The 16,318-nt window shown below is 36.6% G+C and carries 12 protein-coding genes; 6 read left to right on the top strand and 6 right to left on the bottom strand.

Annotated features, from left to right (window positions below):
* Positions 1 to 4 precede the first annotated feature (4 nt).
* The 4 genes from cysG to lolA form a co-directional block, all read right to left on the bottom strand.
* Positions 5 to 1,378 (bottom strand): siroheme synthase CysG, encoded by a 1,374-nt coding sequence (gene cysG, locus AC1MPL_RS06050; RefSeq protein ID WP_479764911.1) that lies wholly within the window; start codon positions 1,376 to 1,378, stop codon positions 5 to 7.
* Between the two features lie 56 nt (positions 1,379 to 1,434).
* Positions 1,435 to 2,706, bottom strand: coding sequence for a serine--tRNA ligase (serS, locus tag AC1MPL_RS06045; RefSeq protein WP_479764910.1), 1,272 nt, complete (start codon positions 2,704 to 2,706; stop codon positions 1,435 to 1,437).
* 122 nt (positions 2,707 to 2,828) lie between these two features.
* Positions 2,829 to 3,623 carry an RsiV family protein gene (locus AC1MPL_RS06040; RefSeq protein ID WP_479764909.1) on the bottom strand — a complete coding sequence of 265 codons (795 nt, stop codon included), beginning with the start codon at positions 3,621 to 3,623 and terminating at the stop codon, positions 2,829 to 2,831.
* A gap of 108 nt (positions 3,624 to 3,731) precedes the next feature.
* The gene (gene lolA / locus AC1MPL_RS06035; RefSeq protein ID WP_479764908.1) at positions 3,732 to 4,430 is read right to left on the bottom strand and encodes an outer membrane lipoprotein periplasmic chaperone LolA; all 699 of its coding nucleotides are present in this window, start codon (positions 4,428 to 4,430) and stop codon (positions 3,732 to 3,734) included.
* A gap of 275 nt (positions 4,431 to 4,705) precedes the next feature.
* On the opposite strand from lolA, the gene pstS reads away from it, so the two are divergent.
* Entirely contained in the window at positions 4,706 to 5,731 is a 1,026-nt protein-coding gene (pstS, locus tag AC1MPL_RS06030) for a phosphate ABC transporter substrate-binding protein PstS (protein WP_479764907.1), read from the top strand.
* 62 nt (positions 5,732 to 5,793) lie between these two features.
* Here pstS and rpmA read toward each other — a convergent pair whose 3' ends face one another.
* Both rpmA and rplU read right to left on the bottom strand, forming a co-directional pair.
* The gene (gene rpmA / locus AC1MPL_RS06025; RefSeq protein WP_023272535.1) at positions 5,794 to 6,051 is read right to left on the bottom strand and encodes a 50S ribosomal protein L27; all 258 of its coding nucleotides are present in this window, start codon (positions 6,049 to 6,051) and stop codon (positions 5,794 to 5,796) included.
* Between the two features lie 18 nt (positions 6,052 to 6,069).
* Positions 6,070 to 6,381 carry a 50S ribosomal protein L21 gene (gene rplU / locus AC1MPL_RS06020; RefSeq protein WP_023272536.1) on the bottom strand — a complete coding sequence of 104 codons (312 nt, stop codon included), beginning with the start codon at positions 6,379 to 6,381 and terminating at the stop codon, positions 6,070 to 6,072.
* 357 nt (positions 6,382 to 6,738) lie between these two features.
* Between rplU and sdsA the strand changes: the two genes are divergently transcribed.
* From sdsA to adeC, 5 genes are all read left to right on the top strand, one after another.
* Positions 6,739 to 7,716: an All-trans-nonaprenyl-diphosphate synthase gene (gene sdsA, locus AC1MPL_RS06015; RefSeq protein WP_479764906.1), complete on the top strand. Its 978-nt coding sequence runs from the start codon at positions 6,739 to 6,741 to the stop codon at positions 7,714 to 7,716.
* Positions 7,717 to 7,730: 14 nt separating this feature from the next.
* Positions 7,731 to 9,788, top strand: coding sequence for a site-specific recombinase (locus AC1MPL_RS06010; protein WP_479764905.1), 2,058 nt, complete (start codon positions 7,731 to 7,733; stop codon positions 9,786 to 9,788).
* Between the two features lie 659 nt (positions 9,789 to 10,447).
* Positions 10,448 to 11,668, top strand: coding sequence for an efflux RND transporter periplasmic adaptor subunit (locus tag AC1MPL_RS06005; protein WP_479764904.1), 1,221 nt, complete (start codon positions 10,448 to 10,450; stop codon positions 11,666 to 11,668).
* Positions 11,669 to 11,674: 6 nt separating this feature from the next.
* Positions 11,675 to 14,851 carry an efflux RND transporter permease subunit gene (locus AC1MPL_RS06000; RefSeq protein ID WP_479764903.1) on the top strand — a complete coding sequence of 1,059 codons (3,177 nt, stop codon included), beginning with the start codon at positions 11,675 to 11,677 and terminating at the stop codon, positions 14,849 to 14,851.
* On the top strand, positions 14,851 to 16,317 hold the full coding sequence (gene adeC, locus AC1MPL_RS05995) for an AdeC/AdeK/OprM family multidrug efflux complex outer membrane factor (protein ID WP_479766174.1): 1,467 nt from the start codon (positions 14,851 to 14,853) through the stop codon (positions 16,315 to 16,317). The genes AC1MPL_RS06000 and adeC overlap by 1 nt, the downstream gene beginning before the upstream one ends.
* The last annotated feature ends 1 nt before the right edge of the window (position 16,318 follow it).

Here is a 16,318-nt window from a genome sequence, read left to right as displayed (position 1 = left end):
TAGATTACTGCCATTGCAACTGCTCTCTTAATTGCACAACTTCACCAATAATTGTCAGTGTAGGTGCTTGTACTTCATACTGCATCACTTTTTCTGCAATATTTTCTAAGTTACCCACAACCACTTTCTGTTCTGGCGTTGTTCCTTTAGAAATAAGTGCAACAGGCATATTTGGTCTTTGCCCATGCTCTATCAAACGCTTGCAAATTTTTTCTAATCCAACCAATCCCATATATAAAACAAGTGTTTGGTTTTCATATACAAGTTCTTGCCAAGGTAACTCAGGAGATCCTTCTTTTAAATGCCCTGTTAAAAAACGAACACTCTGTGCATAATCTCTATGAGTTAACGGGATACCTGCATAAGCTGAACAACCCGATGCAGCTGTAATTCCGGGAACAACCTGAAAAGGAATATCTGCCGTAACTAATTCTTGGATTTCTTCCCCACCTCGTCCAAAAATAAATGGATCTCCACCTTTTAAACGACAAACACGCTTTCCCTCTAAAGCATATTGAATTAAAAGTTGATTAATACCTTCTTGTGGTACCGCATGATTTGATCGTGCTTTACCGACATAAATCTTTTCAGCATCTCGTCGACATAATTCTAAAATAGGTGAAGAAACCAAGCGATCATAAATTACAACATCTGCTTGCTGCATCAACCGAAGTGCTTTTAAAGTCAATAACTCAGGATCACCTGGCCCTGCCCCAACAAGATAAACTTCGCCTTTTGGTGTACTCCACTTGGAAAGCGCATCTTCAATCATTTGATTTGCAGTCGATAAGTTATCGTTAAAAACCTGCTCTTTTAATGGACTCGCATATAAATCTTCCCAAAATATACGGCGTTCATCAGGATTATTTATTTTCTCTTTAACCGCTTTACGCCATCTTCCAGAAAATTCTGCAAGCTTTCCCATACCATGAGGAATAAGCGTTTCAAGTTGTGTTCGTAACTGCCTAGACAATACAGGCGAGGTTCCATTTGAAGCAATAGAAATCACTAGAGGTGATCTGTCAATGAGTGCAGGCACCATAAACCGACAGTTCGGAATATCATCAACACTATTAACCAATAAATTCTTTTGTTCACATGCAACAAACACATGATGGTTTACATCTGCCTGATCTGTTGCTGCAATCACCAATTTATAGGGTTGATCTAAATCTAACTCATCAAAAGGCTTTTGTTTAACTTCACCATTTGAAGATGCAACTAAGTTTCTTAGATTTACATCTACTTCTGGTGCAACAACATGAAGTATTGCACCAGCTTTGGCTAATAATGATGCTTTACGAAAAGCAATACTTCCACCACCAACGATAAGACATAACTGCTGTTTCAATTTCAATGAAATTGGAAAAATATCCACAAAAACCCCTTAATTACAACTTACCGTATACTGTGAAAACTTGCTATAACATCTATTTAGTCAATAAATGTTAAACCACCTAAATAAGGACGAAGTACTTCAGGCACTTCTATAGAACCATCTGCACGTTGATAGTTTTCCATTAATGCAAGTAATGTACGACCAACAGCAAGACCCGAACCATTTAATGTATGCACAAGTTCTGTTTTCTTTTGCTCATTACGGTAGCGTGCTTTCATACGGCGTGCTTGGAAGTCACCCATATTTGAACAACTTGAAATTTCACGATATGTATTTTGACTTGGTACCCACACTTCTAAATCATATGTTTTTACTGCACCAAAGCCCATATCGCCACCACAAAGTAGTACTTTACGATATGGCAAACCAAGTGCCTGTAAAATACCTTCTGCATGTGATGTCAACTCTTCTAAAGCATCCATAGAAGATTCAGGCTTAACAATTTGAACCATCTCAACTTTATCAAATTGATGCTGACGAATTAGACCACGTGTATCTCGACCATAAGAACCCGCTTCACTACGGAAACATGGTGTATGTGCTGTATATTTTAATGGAAGACGAGCTGCATCAATAATTTCATCACGCACAAAGTTCGTAATAGGTACTTCTGCAGTGGGAATTAAATAATACTCTTTCTCACCTTGTAATTTGAATAAATCTTCTTCAAATTTAGGAAGTTGACTTGTTCCTCTTAGGCTATCTGCATTTACTAAATATGGAACATATGCTTCTGTATAACCATTTTTAAGTGTATGCGTATCAAGCATAAACTGTGTAAGTGCGCGCTGAAGACGTGCTAATGGACCTTTTAAAACACTAAAACGAGAACCTGTAAGTTTTGTTGCAGTCTCAAATTCTAGACCACCCATCCACTCACCTAAATCTGTATGATCTTTAACTTCAAAATCAAACTGTCTAGGTGTTCCCCATTTGGCAATTTCAACATTGTCCGCTTCATCTTTACCTTTAGGCACAGATTCATCAGGTAAGTTTGGGATTGATAATAACTTTTGTTCTATTTCATTTTGTAACTCTGAAAGTTCAACCTCAGCAGCTTTAATTTCATCACCAATAGCCTGCATACGTGCCATAACTTCAGATGCATCGCCACCAGATTTTTTAATTTGACCCACTTGCTTCGCACCAGCATTACGCTCTGCTTGCAAGTTTTCTGTTTTAGACTGTAACTCTTTACGGTGTGACTCTAAAGATGCCCATTCATCTACATTAAGTTGAACACCGCGTTTTGCTAACGCTAAATTTACAGCTTCAATATTATTTCTAAGTAATTTAGGGTCGATCATAGCTCATCTGATTGTATGAAAAAACTAGATATAGTGTAATCTGTTCATTCATAAAAATAAACGTACTTCGATGTATTCACCTACAGTACACCAAAGTTCATGAGTGACTGTAGGTGTAATAATCACTTTGGTAGGTATTGTGAATTTATTAGCCCTTTTGCTGCACTATACGGCAAAACTAGCTCAGTCATTCCCTCTGAATATGGCGCCAACTCATATAATGGATAAACAAATACCAAGCCCTTACCATTATAATAAAAATTATCAGTTGGTTCTAAATGACCTGATTGTATTCCATGCGCTTCTAGCCAAGATTTATTGGCATTAAACAGTGCTTGATAAACTGCTATTTGTTTATCTGAACCAAACAAGTCTGCTACTGTAATACGCTTACGGGTATTTAAATCAAAAACAACATATTCATGATGATACATTCCATGTGCAGCACCTACAGCATACGTTGTCGTATCTAAAGCAAAAATGGCTAAATTATCTCTCTGTCCTAAAAATCGAGCTCTGTAACTACTTTGATTAATTTGTGAAGATACTGCTGTCGATGCAGGTAAATGTATAGATTTCTGAAAAGCTAAAGGTGCATCTTTTTGAAGACGCCTTACAAAATAATCATTAATCCAATCTACATTTGTTTCAATAGTATCTACTTTATATTCGGTACATTCATCAGATTCACATGATACTTTCTGTGGCAATGCCATTGACATTGTCTCAGCATGAATTTTTATTGGTGTATCTGAAATAATTGCTGGTACACCCTCTGAGGCAGATGTCTTCTGCTCTGAAACAGCTGTTGTTTTTTCATCAGAAGTAGGTTGTTTATGTTCACAACCAACAAAAACTAGTGTGAATGCACAACTCGATAAAATTAAAGCCAATCGTATTTTTTGCTGTAAATACATATAAAACAACCTAAAATTGATTTCTCTACACTATACAAAGTTTTAATAAAAATGTATGCCATAACAAAAAAACGCTATAAAAAATAGCGTTTTTTTATTCATTTTTCATTATTGATCAATAATATCTGTTCCTTTAGGTGGGACAAAATGAAATACAGACGCAGGAATATCAACATTTTTGGAAACATTATTAAAACGCACTGTTGTAACTTGCCCCAGTGAGTCATTTAAAATCATAAGTGTTGGTGTACCTTGTGTACTAAAACTAATGGTTAAATCTTGAAAAGCTGTATCTTTCGCTCTAGGTAAAAGTGTGTAATAGTTTTTTGTTTGATCAGGCTGTGTCACTTTATACGCTTGCATAATCGTATTGGTATTTCCTGATAGTAAAAGAGCTGGCGTATTTGCCACCTGATCACTTACATTTTGACGTACAACTTGCTGTAAATCAGGGTCATAAATCCAAATTGTCTTTCCTGTCGTGATAATAGACTGCTTAGATGGTTGTGTTGTTTCCCAAAAAAACTTACCCGGACGCTCAACCTTAATGACACCTGTAAATGTTTGATTTAGATGCTGTGATGTTAGACCTTTTTTCTGTGTAAGAGTTGTTTTACCACTTGCTTTAGTTGTTTGCTCAAAATTTGCAGTAAAACTACGCAACCCAGAAAGTTGCTTTACAAGGCTTTGTGTTGCCTGTTGCTCAGACGCAGGTGTAGACGCTGCAAACACTGTTGTGCTCAAGACAGGGGAAAATGTTACTAAAGTTACTGCAACAGCACCGAATGTTTTACGAAGCATCTTCATTTTCTCACCTTTGATTAAATATGCGAATTATATTTATATTAAGGTTTATATTACCTGAGCACAAAAAATCTAATAACATAAAAAATAAAGATTTTTGTATCATTATGACTATTATTTATATATTTATATGCAAACAACTGTAAATCTATAGTGATAATTAAAAGAAAGTTAATTAATTTAATTTTTTTTAATTATATGCATAACAAATCACACTTTTAACAAATAATAACACATATAATACAATTAATTAAAATTACCTCTATTTAGGAACTTTTATGACGAACTTCACAAAGAATTTTGTAAAGTTATTCTTACTTAAATTATTTATTCTTCTTACATTATCCTCAGGGCATGCAACCGAAATTAAAGGTGCAGGATGTAGCTTTATTTACCCTATCATTTCTCAGTGGGCTGCCACATACACTGTAAAAACAGGCCACCAAATTACATATCATTCAGTTGGTTCAGCATTAGGCATTACAGACCTTCGGAGTGGCAACCTAACATTTAGTACATCTGACATACCATTAACATCACATGAATTAAATAAAGCTAACTTAAAACAATTCCCGATCGTTATTGATGGTATTGTTCCTATTATAAATATTGAAGGTATTTCTGCAGGAGAATTACGCCTAACAGGACCTATTCTTGCAGATATTTTTTTAGGAAAAATAACAAGATGGAATAACCCAGAAATTCAAAAAATAAATCCAGCAATTAAACTACCAGATCAGCGCATTTTTGTAGTACGTCGATCTGATGGTTCAGGAACGACATTCAACTGGACAAATTATCTTTCTAAAGTGAGCCCTACTTGGAACAATCAAGTTGGTGAAGGTACATCTGTATCATGGCCTATCGGTACAGGAAGCCAAGGGAATGAAGGTGTTGCTAGGTCTATTAAACAAATTAGGGGATCAATTGGTTATGTAGACCTCGCATATAGTATAGAAAATAAAATGAGTCATATTTCTCTACAAAACAAAGATGGCAAGTTTGTACAACCTAATGTGGCATCACTTCAAGCAGCAGCTTTAAATACGAACTGGAATCAAGATTCAGATTTTTATAATATTATTACCAATGCTTCAGGCAAAGAGGCTTGGCCAATTATTACTACAACATTTGTGATTATGCAAAAAAAGGGAAGCTCTGCAGAAGAGGTTAATGAAGCTTTAAAGTTCTTTAAGTGGTCGTTAGTCAATGGTCAAGTTTATGCGGGAATATTGAAATATACTCCCCTCCCAAATGAGCTAGTTAAAAATATTGAATCATATTGGTCAGCTAACATTAAATAATAAATTTCCATAAAAAAAGCTCGCAAATATGCGAGCTTTTTTTTATGTGAACTCTTTAAATCTTAAACAGATTCAACAGTTACATAACGACGGCCGAACTGACCTTTTACTTCAAACTTCACTACACCATCAGATGTAGCAAATAAAGTATGGTCACGTCCCATACCAACGTTTGCACCAGCGTGGAACTCTGTACCACGTTGACGAACGATGATGCTACCAGCTGCGATAGCTTGGCCACCGTAAACTTTAACACCTAGCATTTTTGGGTTTGAATCACGACCGTTACGTGTCGAACCACCAGCTTTCTTGTGAGCCATGTCTCTTACTCCTCGTGATTAGCCTGAAATACCAGTAATTTTCAACTCAGTGAACCATTGACGGTGACCTTGTTGTTTACGGTAATGTTTACGACGACGCATTTTTACAATACGAATTTTGTCGTGACGACCATGACTAACCACTTCTGCAGTTACTTTAGCGCCAGCTACAACTGGAGCACCGATTTGAACGCTGTCGCCATTTACAACCATTAATACATCATCAAATGTAAGAGTTGTGCCTGTTTCAGCTTTCAATAATTCAACTTTAAGGGTTTCGCCTTCAACCACACGGTGCTGTTTACCACCGCTTTGGATTACTGCGTACATAAGTGTACTCCAACTTGCCCGTGTCGTCGTGCCGATAAAGGGATATATCGATCTTAAAACGAACGCCACTGGGGGTATCTATCTAAAGGGGGGTTATTTTAAGTAAATTTAAGCAAAACAACAAGTGCTATAATTTGTTTTTTTCTTATACAGGCATTTTTATTATATAAAGTAATTTAATTGGTTATTTTTAATAAGAATAATAGTGAAGAAAGAGAAGTTTTATAAAGAGTTAACGTTTTTATGGTATAAAACGAATGTTTTAAAGCTAAAATCTAAAAGTGTAATTAAGTGTCTTAATTTATGCTTTATTGATCTTGAAAAAATATCTTCACATCCTTAAAGGTTTTAAATTCTATGGCCATCGACTTTAAGCACGATATTCTTGCACCTGTTGCTGCTGATTTTACTGCAATGGATAAATTTATTAACGAGGGGATCAGCTCAAAAGTTGCATTGGTCATGTCTGTCAGCAAACATGTCGTGGAAGCTGGTGGTAAACGAATGCGCCCAATTATGTGTTTACTCGCTGCACAAGCATGTGGTGAAATAGATTTGGCCCGTACTCAACGCCTAGCAGCAGTTATTGAAATGCTACATACAGCAACTCTTGTTCATGATGATGTGGTAGATGATTCTAACTTACGCCGTGGTAAACCAACAGCAAATGCGACTTGGAATAATCAAACAGCTGTATTAGTAGGTGACTTTCTTATTGCTCGTTCATTCGATCTTTTGGTTGATTTAAATGACATGGCATTACTTAAAGAGTTCTCTACGGGTACTTGTGAAATTGCTGAAGGTGAAGTTTTACAGCTTCAAGCCCAACACCAACCAGAAACATCTGAAGAAACTTATCTTAATATTATTTATGGAAAGACTTCTCGCCTATTTCAATTAGCAACTGAAGGTGCAGCAATGCTTGCTGGCAGACCAGAGTACCGTGATGGCTTAAAACGCTATGCTGGACATTTTGGTAATGCTTTTCAAATTATCGATGATATTTTAGACTACACATCAGATGCTGAAATATTAGGAAAAAATATTGGTGATGATCTGATGGAAGGTAAACCAACTCTTCCTCTTATTGCTGCTTTAAAAAATACAACTGGCTCAGCACATGATGTTATTTATAAAAGTATTGCCACAGGTGGATTAAACGATCTTGAGGAAGTCATTTCTATTGTACAAAACAGTGGTGCTTTAGATTATTGCCGTCGCCGCGCTCATGAAGAAACTCAAAGTGCTATAGATGGTTTAAGCGTACTACCAGATAGCCCTGCTAAAAAAGCACTATACAACTTAGCCATGATGGCTTTAAATCGTATTCAATAATTAAAGTTCAACCTATGAAAAAAAAATCATTTGATGTGGTTTATCAAGAAATAAAACAACAGCTTGAAACACCTCAAGCTGTTTTAAATGAACACCCTCTTGTCCAACTTATTGCCAATATTCGTCCTAGAACCCCTAAAAACACACAAGAAGTAAAAAAAAATATTCAACTTTTTATACAGGTATTAGAACAAAATCTAGACTTTCGTAATGCATTAAGCCAATACCTTATCAAGCTAATTACACAATACAAACAAGCTAACCTATATGCTGATAGTGGAATACTTGCTTTAGATGGTTTCTGGAATCAACTAAGTCAACGAATGATGTACCATCTACTGCCACCTATTATTGACCATGCTGAAATTAAAGAGCTAATCGGGAAAGTATTTTACTTATCTAGCGACAAATATTGGTTAGATCGAATTGAAAAAGATGACTGGACTACAATTTTTCAAAATTTATCTATAAATCAGGACTTACAAAATGAAAAATTTCAAATTAAAGAAAATCTATTAAAGGCAATCAACATATTAAGTTATCGCATCAGTGGTATTGGGCTTTTCCCTGAACTCCTTTATGCAGAGCCAAAATTAAATGAGCAAGAGTCCCCTTTTCTGGCCCAAAATAGAGAAATTACAGACTTTATTTCAAAATATAAAAATAGTATAGAAAGCGCACAACAAGTCAGTGTATCTATTCCACCAGATGCTGCACAAGCTTTTGTAATGATTGAGCAATGTCAAAACGTTGTTAATAGCATTCGTCGAGCAACCAAAAGAATTGGTGTGAGCCTTACACTTACCTATTTGCTAACAGTATTAGAACAAAGTCTCGAAAGACTTGAAATCCTCTTACAAATTGTAAGCAATCACGCCAATACCCAAAAACAAGCGACTCATGATTTGTTATACGATCTTGTCAAAGCCAATCATAGTGAAAAACGTGTTGGTGCTTTGCTTTCTACAAATAGTGAGTTACTCGCATTACAAGTGACAGAAAATGCAAGCAAAACGGGTGAACACTATGTAAGCACAGATAAAAAAGGATTCTTTGCAATGTATAAAGCTGCCGCAGGTGCCGGCTCTATTATTGCAGCCATGTCCGTTATTAAAATTTTACTTACGCGACTTTCACTTGCACCTATTTTGCATGCTTTCACTTACAGTATGAACTATAGTCTAGGTTTTGTATTTATTCATGTATTAAATTTTACAGTTGCAACAAAACAACCCGCCATGACTGCTGCGGCACTTGCATCAACAGTACAACAACGTAAAGGTTCAAGAACAGCTCAACTTGCAGAGCTTACCGAACTCATTGTAAATATTATTCGTACTCAGTTTATTGCAATACTCGGTAATATTTCCGTTGCTATTCCTGTTTCAGCTATCATTACACTTTCATGGCCCACTTTATTCGGTGAAAAGTTACTAAGCAATACCAAAGCAACAAGTCTTTTACATACGTTAGACCCTTTTACATCTCTTGCAGTACCTCATGCAGCAATTGCTGGTGTATGTCTGTTTCTATCAGGTTTAATAGCGGGTTATTTTGATAATATGGCGATCTATCGAAAAATAGGATCTCGCTTAAAAATGCATGCTGGGCTAAGAAGAATTCTTGGTGAGAAAAGACAAAATAAATTTGCAGATTATATTCAGCGTAACTTAGGTGCAATTTCGGGTAACTTTTTATTTGGTATCATGCTTGGTAGCATGGGAACGCTTGGATTCATTTTGGGACTACCACTTGATATTCGCCATATTGCTTTTGCTTCAGCAAACTTAATAGAAGGTTTGCTCTCCGTAGGTGGCTCTCCTGATATTGGTCTTATCCTTATTTCATGCTTAGGCGTTGCACTAATTGGTATTACAAACTTATTTGTAAGCTTCAGCTTAACTATTCTTGTTGCTCTAAGAGCAAGACAGGTAAGATTTGAACAATGGAAGCCTTTGGCAAAACTTGTTCTTACTCATTTCTTTACACGACCAAGTGATTTCTTTTGGCCACCTAAGGAGAAAATACCATTAGAAAATCACGTAAAACAAACACAAAAAAAAGATAACTAAATTTATTTTCAGTTATATTTCTAGAGTATCTTTACATAAATTATGTAGAGTATATTTGTCACTTGAAAAAAAGTGTACTGACAAGTACACTTTGAACAATCCTAACAATTTGCGCTAACTTTATAGGTGTAATACATGGTGTATTACTTATTTTTCATAGGTAGTATTCTTTTTATGTGTAAGCATTTTTTGCATTACACCCATAACATTCAGCCTAAATATCAAAAATATAAATCTAGTTTTGATAGTAAGAAACTTAAAAGATTCTTACATGTAGGTATATATTTATATAGTGTAAGATTAATTGGCAATAACTTAAGATTTTTAAGAAAAATAGATTGCTTCAGTTTTATATTTAGACCATTTAATCTATGTATAACCTTATTTTCTTACATATATAAAAACAGTAATTTTTATTATCTCCTGGCTATAACCATACAATCATTTTGGGCTAACACCCTAAATATAATTGTATTTACTATATTTTTTAATTTTTCTTGGTTTAGCAACTTAATAGACCTTCGGCAGAAATCTAAGGCTATCCATTATGCATACTAGAGAAAGAGCTATATTTATTTTTTTACTTAATGATTATATTTATTATCATAAGTAAACAAAATCTAATAATGAAATTTAAAAATCAAAATGAGGTGAAAAGAATGAGGTCAGCTAAACTTTGGGCACCAACCTTAAGTGCTTGTGCTTTGGCTGTAAGCTTAGCCCTAGTTGGCTGTAGTAAAAACACTTCCACAGAAGCAGATGCTGGTCAACAGCAAGCCCCTGCTCCTGAAGTAGGTGTAATTACAGCACAACCACAGAATGTAGAGCAATCTATCGAATTATCAGGGCGTACAACAGCTTACCAAGTATCGGAAGTTAGACCACAGACCAGCGGTATTATCTTACGTCGATTATTCACAGAAGGTAGTTTTGTTCGCGAAGGACAAGCTCTTTATCAACTTGACTCTCGTACCAATAAAGCAAGTGTAGAGAACTTCAAAGCGACATTACTACAACAAGAGGCAAATCTAAAATCATTACAAATTAAACTTAATCGTTATAAAGAACTTGTATCTAGCCATGCTGTTGCAAAACAAGATTATGATGATCTTGTGGGGCAAGTCAATGTAGCAAAAGCACAAGTAGAGGCTGCACGTGCACAAGTGAGTAATGCAGAAGTTGACTTAGGCTACTCAACAATTCGTTCACCAATTTCAGGTCAATCAGGTCCATCGTCTGTAACAGCAGGTGCACTTGTCACAGCCAATCAAACAAGTTCTCTTGTTACCATTCGACAGCTTGATCCAATATATGTGGATATCAATCAGTCTAGTACCGAGCTATTGCGCTTACGCCAAAATCTTAGTCAAGGTAGTATAGACCGTAGTAATAATACAAAAGTTAAGCTAAAACTTGAAGATGGTAGTTACTATTCAACTGAGGGTACATTGGCATTCTCAGATGCAAATGTAAATGAGCAAACAGGAACTGTAACTGTACGTGCTGTATTTCCAAATACAAAACATCTACTTCTTCCTGGAATGTATGCAACTGCTGAAATTAGTCAGGGCATCATACCAAATGCTTATCTAATTCCACAGCTTGCCTTAAGTCGTACTCCTTCTAATCAGGCGATTGTACTCGTTGCTAATGAAAAAGGTATTGTTGAATCTCGCAATGTAGAAACATCAGGTACTCAAGGTCAAAACTGGATTGTTACCAAAGGATTGAATCCAGGAGATAAAGTCATTGTTGATGGTGTTGCAAAAGTAAAAGCTGGTGAGCAGGTAAAAATTAAACCGTATCAAACTAATGAAACACAACCCGTGACCAGCGCACAATCACCGTCTACATCCAACCAAAATACAACTAAAGGGTAGGATACGATGGCCAAATTTTTCATACACCGTCCTATTTTCGCATGGGTTATTGCACTAGTTATTATGTTGGCAGGGATTATTTCTCTATTCAACATGCCTATTGCACAGTATCCAACAATTGCTCCACCTAAAATTTCGATTACTGCAACTTATCCAGGCGCATCCGCTCAGACTATTGAAAATACAGTCACACAAGTTATTGAACAACAAATGAATGGCTTAGATGGTCTACGCTATATTACATCAACAAGTTCAGCAACTGGATCTGTAGAAGTAGATGTCAACTTTAAGCAAGGTATCGATCCTAACATTGCACAAGTACAAGTACAGAATAAGATGCAAACAGCTCTTTCTTCGTTACCAGAATCTGTACAGCGTCAAGGTGTGACTATTAATAAATCTGGTGCAAGCTTTTTACAAGTCATCTCATTTTACTCACCAGACGATAGCTTAGACGGTGCTTATATTAAAGACTATGTCAATAGTCATCTCTCAGATCCTTTAAGTCGTGTTGCTGGTGTCGGTGAACTTCAAGTTTTTGGTGGCTCATATGCCATGCGTATTTGGCTCGACCCAAACAAATTGACAAGTTATCAACTAACTCCTTCTGATGTATCTACTGCAATTCAAGCACAAAATACTCAAGTTGCTGGTGGTCAATTAGGTGGAGCACCAGCTGTTGCTGGACAGGTTCTAAATGCAACTGTAAATGCACAAAGTCTACTGCAAACACCTGAACAGTTCCAAAATATCATTTTAAAAAATAATACTGGTGCAATTGTTCGCTTAAAAGATGTTGCTAAAGTAGAACTTGGTTCATCGAACTATGCATTTGACTCTAAATATAATGGTAAACCTGCTGCAGGTATTGCTATTCGTCTTTCAACAGGTGCGAATGCGCTTGAAACTGCAAAAAACATTGAGACGGCTTTAGAGAAGCTAAGACCAAACTACCCTCAAGGTCTAAAAGACACCATTGCTTTTGACAGTACACCATTTATTAAAATTTCAATTGGAAATGTTGCTCACACTCTCGTAGAAGCGATTATTCTTGTATTTCTTGTAATGTTTTTGTTCTTACAAAACTGGCGTGCAACTATCATCCCTACTCTTGCCGTTCCAGTCGTTGTACTCGGAACATTTGCAATGATCAATGTATTTGGTTTCTCTATCAATACACTAACCATGTTTGCAATGGTACTTGCGATTGGTCTGTTAGTCGATGATGCAATTGTTGTAGTTGAAAATGTTGAACGGATTATGACAGAAGAGCATTTAGACCCTGTCATTGCCACTGAAAACTCTATGAGTCAAATTTCAGGTGCGCTGATTGGTATCACAACTGTACTGACAGCTGTATTTGTTCCAATGTCATTCTTTTCAGGAACAACGGGTGTAATATACCGACAATTTTCTATTACTCTTGTTACAGCAATGATTTTATCTCTTATCGTTGCTTTAACATTTACACCTGCACTTTGTGCAACCATTCTTAAAAAACATGATGAAAATAAGCCTGCAAGTAATTCGATTTTTGCTCGCTTCTTTAGATGGTTTAACCATAGTTTTGACCGAATCGCACATCGTTACCAAAATGGTGTGAACCGTATGACCCACCACCGTCTGGTGTCTGGTATTTTCTACATTCTTCTTATTGTCGTCTTAGGGTTTTTAGTTAAAACATTACCGACTTCATTCCTACCAGATGAAGACCAAGGCGTAGTGCTTACCCTTGTACAATTACCAACAAATGCAAGTTTAGAACGTACCGAAAAAACACTAGGAAAAATCAGTGACTATTATCTTAATAAAGAAAAAGACACTGTTGCTTCGGTCTTTAGCGTATCGGGCTTTTCATTTACAGGACAAGGACAAAATCAAGGTATTGCCTTTGTTCGATTAAAAGATTGGAGTGAACGTAAAACACCTGAAACTCAAATTAGTGCTTTAACCAAACGTGCACTTGCACTAAATGCAATTATCAAAGATGCAACTCTTATATACCCTCTTCAACTGCCAGCAATGCCTGAACTTGGTACAAGCCAAGGTTTTGACTTTATGTTAAAAGACTTAAATGGCCAAGGTCATGAAAAACTTTTAGCAGCCCGTAATGCTGTACTGGGACTCGCATCAAAAGATAAACGTATTGGTATGATTCGACCAAATGGTATGGAAGATGAATCCCAGTACCAAATTAATATCGATCAAGCAAAAGCAGGTAGCTTAGGCGTTAGTATTTCAGATATTAATAATACAATGGGTATTGCATGGGGTGGAAGTTATATCAATGACTTCCTAGATCATGGTCGTGTGAAGAAAGTTTATCTACAAGGACAAGCAGACGCACGTATGATGCCTGACGATATCAATAAATGGTATGTTCGTAGTTCTACTGGCAATATGGTGCCATTCTCAGCATTTACGTCTGGTCATTGGACATATGGTTCACCAAGTCTAATACGCTATAATGGTGTTTCTGCAATGGAGTTACAAGGCTCTCCTGCGGAAGGTGTAAGCTCAGGTGAAGCAATGCTTGCAATGGAACAGATTATGCAGAAGTTACCATCTATGGGGCTTTCTGGCTTCTCCTATGAATGGACGGGTCTTTCCTTAGAAGAGCAAGATTCAGGCTCACAAGGTGTATATTTATACGCACTTTCATTACTTATTGTATTCTTATGTCTTGCGGCGCTTTATGAAAGCTGGTCAATTCCATTCTCAGTATTATTAGTGATTCCACTTGGTATAATTGGAGCAGTTTCACTGACTTATTTTGGATTCTTTATTCTCAAAAATCCAAACCTAGTCAACAACATTTATTTCCAAGTTGCGATGATTTCAGTGATTGGCTTATCCTCAAAAAATGCGATTCTTATTGTTGAGTTTGCCAAAGAACTGCAAGAAAAAGGACAAGACTTATTTGACGCAACATTACATGCAGCAAAAATGCGTCTAAGACCAATTATTATGACAACCCTTGCTTTCGGTTTTGGTGTACTTCCACTCGCACTTTCTACAGGTGCAGGTGCAGGTAGTCAACATTCCGTTGGTTTTGGTGTACTTGGTGGCGTAATTAGTTCTTGCTTACTAGGTATTTTCTTTATTCCAGTCTTCTTCGTATGGATACGTAGTATCTTTAAATATAAACCAAAAACTGCAAATACTCAGGAGCATAAATCGTGATGCAAAATATATGGTCGATTACAGGTCGTAGTATTGCAGTCTCCTCTCTTGCGTTTGCTTTGGCTGCATGCCAAAGCATGCGCGGGCCAGAGCCTGTTGTAAAATCTGATATCCCTACTCAATACGCTACTGAGCATAACTCTGGGGTATCAATTGCAGAACAAGGGTATAAAGACTTCTTTTCCAACCCTCAACTGATAAAAGTTATAGATCTGGCACTGCAAAATAATAGAGATATGCGTACAGCAATCTTAAATATTCAAAAAGCACAAGCACAATACAACATTACAGAAAACAATCGCTTACCAACTCTTGGTACAAGTGAGGAATTCGAACGCTCACGCTCTAAAAGTGTACTTACAGGCCTACCTGTAACTGGAAATGTTTATTCAGCAGGGCTTGCTGTAACATCCTATGAATTAGATTTTTGGGGACGACTCAAAAGTTTAAAAGATGCAGCACTAGATAGTTATCTTGCAATGCGAAGTACACGTGATGCAACACAAATTAGTTTAATTAGTCAAGTTGCAGAAGCATGGTTACAGTATTCGTATGCAAATGCCAACCTAAAACTTGCAGAAGATACACTAAAAACTCAGATGCAAGCATACAATCTGAATAAAAAACGATTTGATGTCGGTATTGATAGTGAAGTACCTTTACGTCAAGCACAAATTTCTGTAGAAACGGCTCGTGCAGATGTAGGTACATATCGCACCCAAGCTGCTCAGGCACAAAATGCACTAAACTTATTGGTAGGCCAACCTGTACCAACAGAGCTTCTACCCAAAAGTACAATTCGTAGTGTGACAAATGAAATGACGTTTGCAACTGGATTAAGCAGTGATTTACTAAATAACCGACCTGATATCCAACAGTCGGCTTATAGTTTAAGTGCAGCTGGTGCAAATATTGGAGCTGCAAAAGCACAACTTTTCCCAACAATTAGCCTAACTAGCTCTGCAGGACTTGCTTCATCTGAGCTTTCCAACTTATTTAAATCAGGTTCATTCATTTGGTCAGTTGCTCCCTCTCTAAATTTACCAATTTTCGACTGGGGAACTCGCAAAGCAAATGTTAAAATTTCTAAAGTAGATCAAGAAATTGCTCTTGCTTCATATGAAAAAACCATTCAAACAGCATTTAAAGAAGTAAGTGATGCATTAGCAACACGTGCAAATATTGGTGAACGTTTAGATGCTCAACGTAGCCTTGTATCTGCAACCAATCGTACTTATCAACTGTCTGATGCCCGTTATCGTGCAGGTATAGATGGCTATCTAACCGTGCTAACTGCACAAAAAGATGCTTATGCTGCTCAACAAGCACTCCTTAGCTTAGAATTGACAAATCTAAACAATCAAATTGAGTTGTATAAAACATTAGGTGGTGGTATCAAAGCATACAGTACAGATCAAACCTATCATCAACCTTCTAGTGCAGAAGCCCAATCAAACAATAAATAAT

The sequence above is a fragment of the Acinetobacter sp. N1-1 genome, from assembly GCF_056711485.1.
Note: the sequence above shows the minus strand (reverse complement) of the source record. Positions and strands in the feature narration are given on the sequence as shown.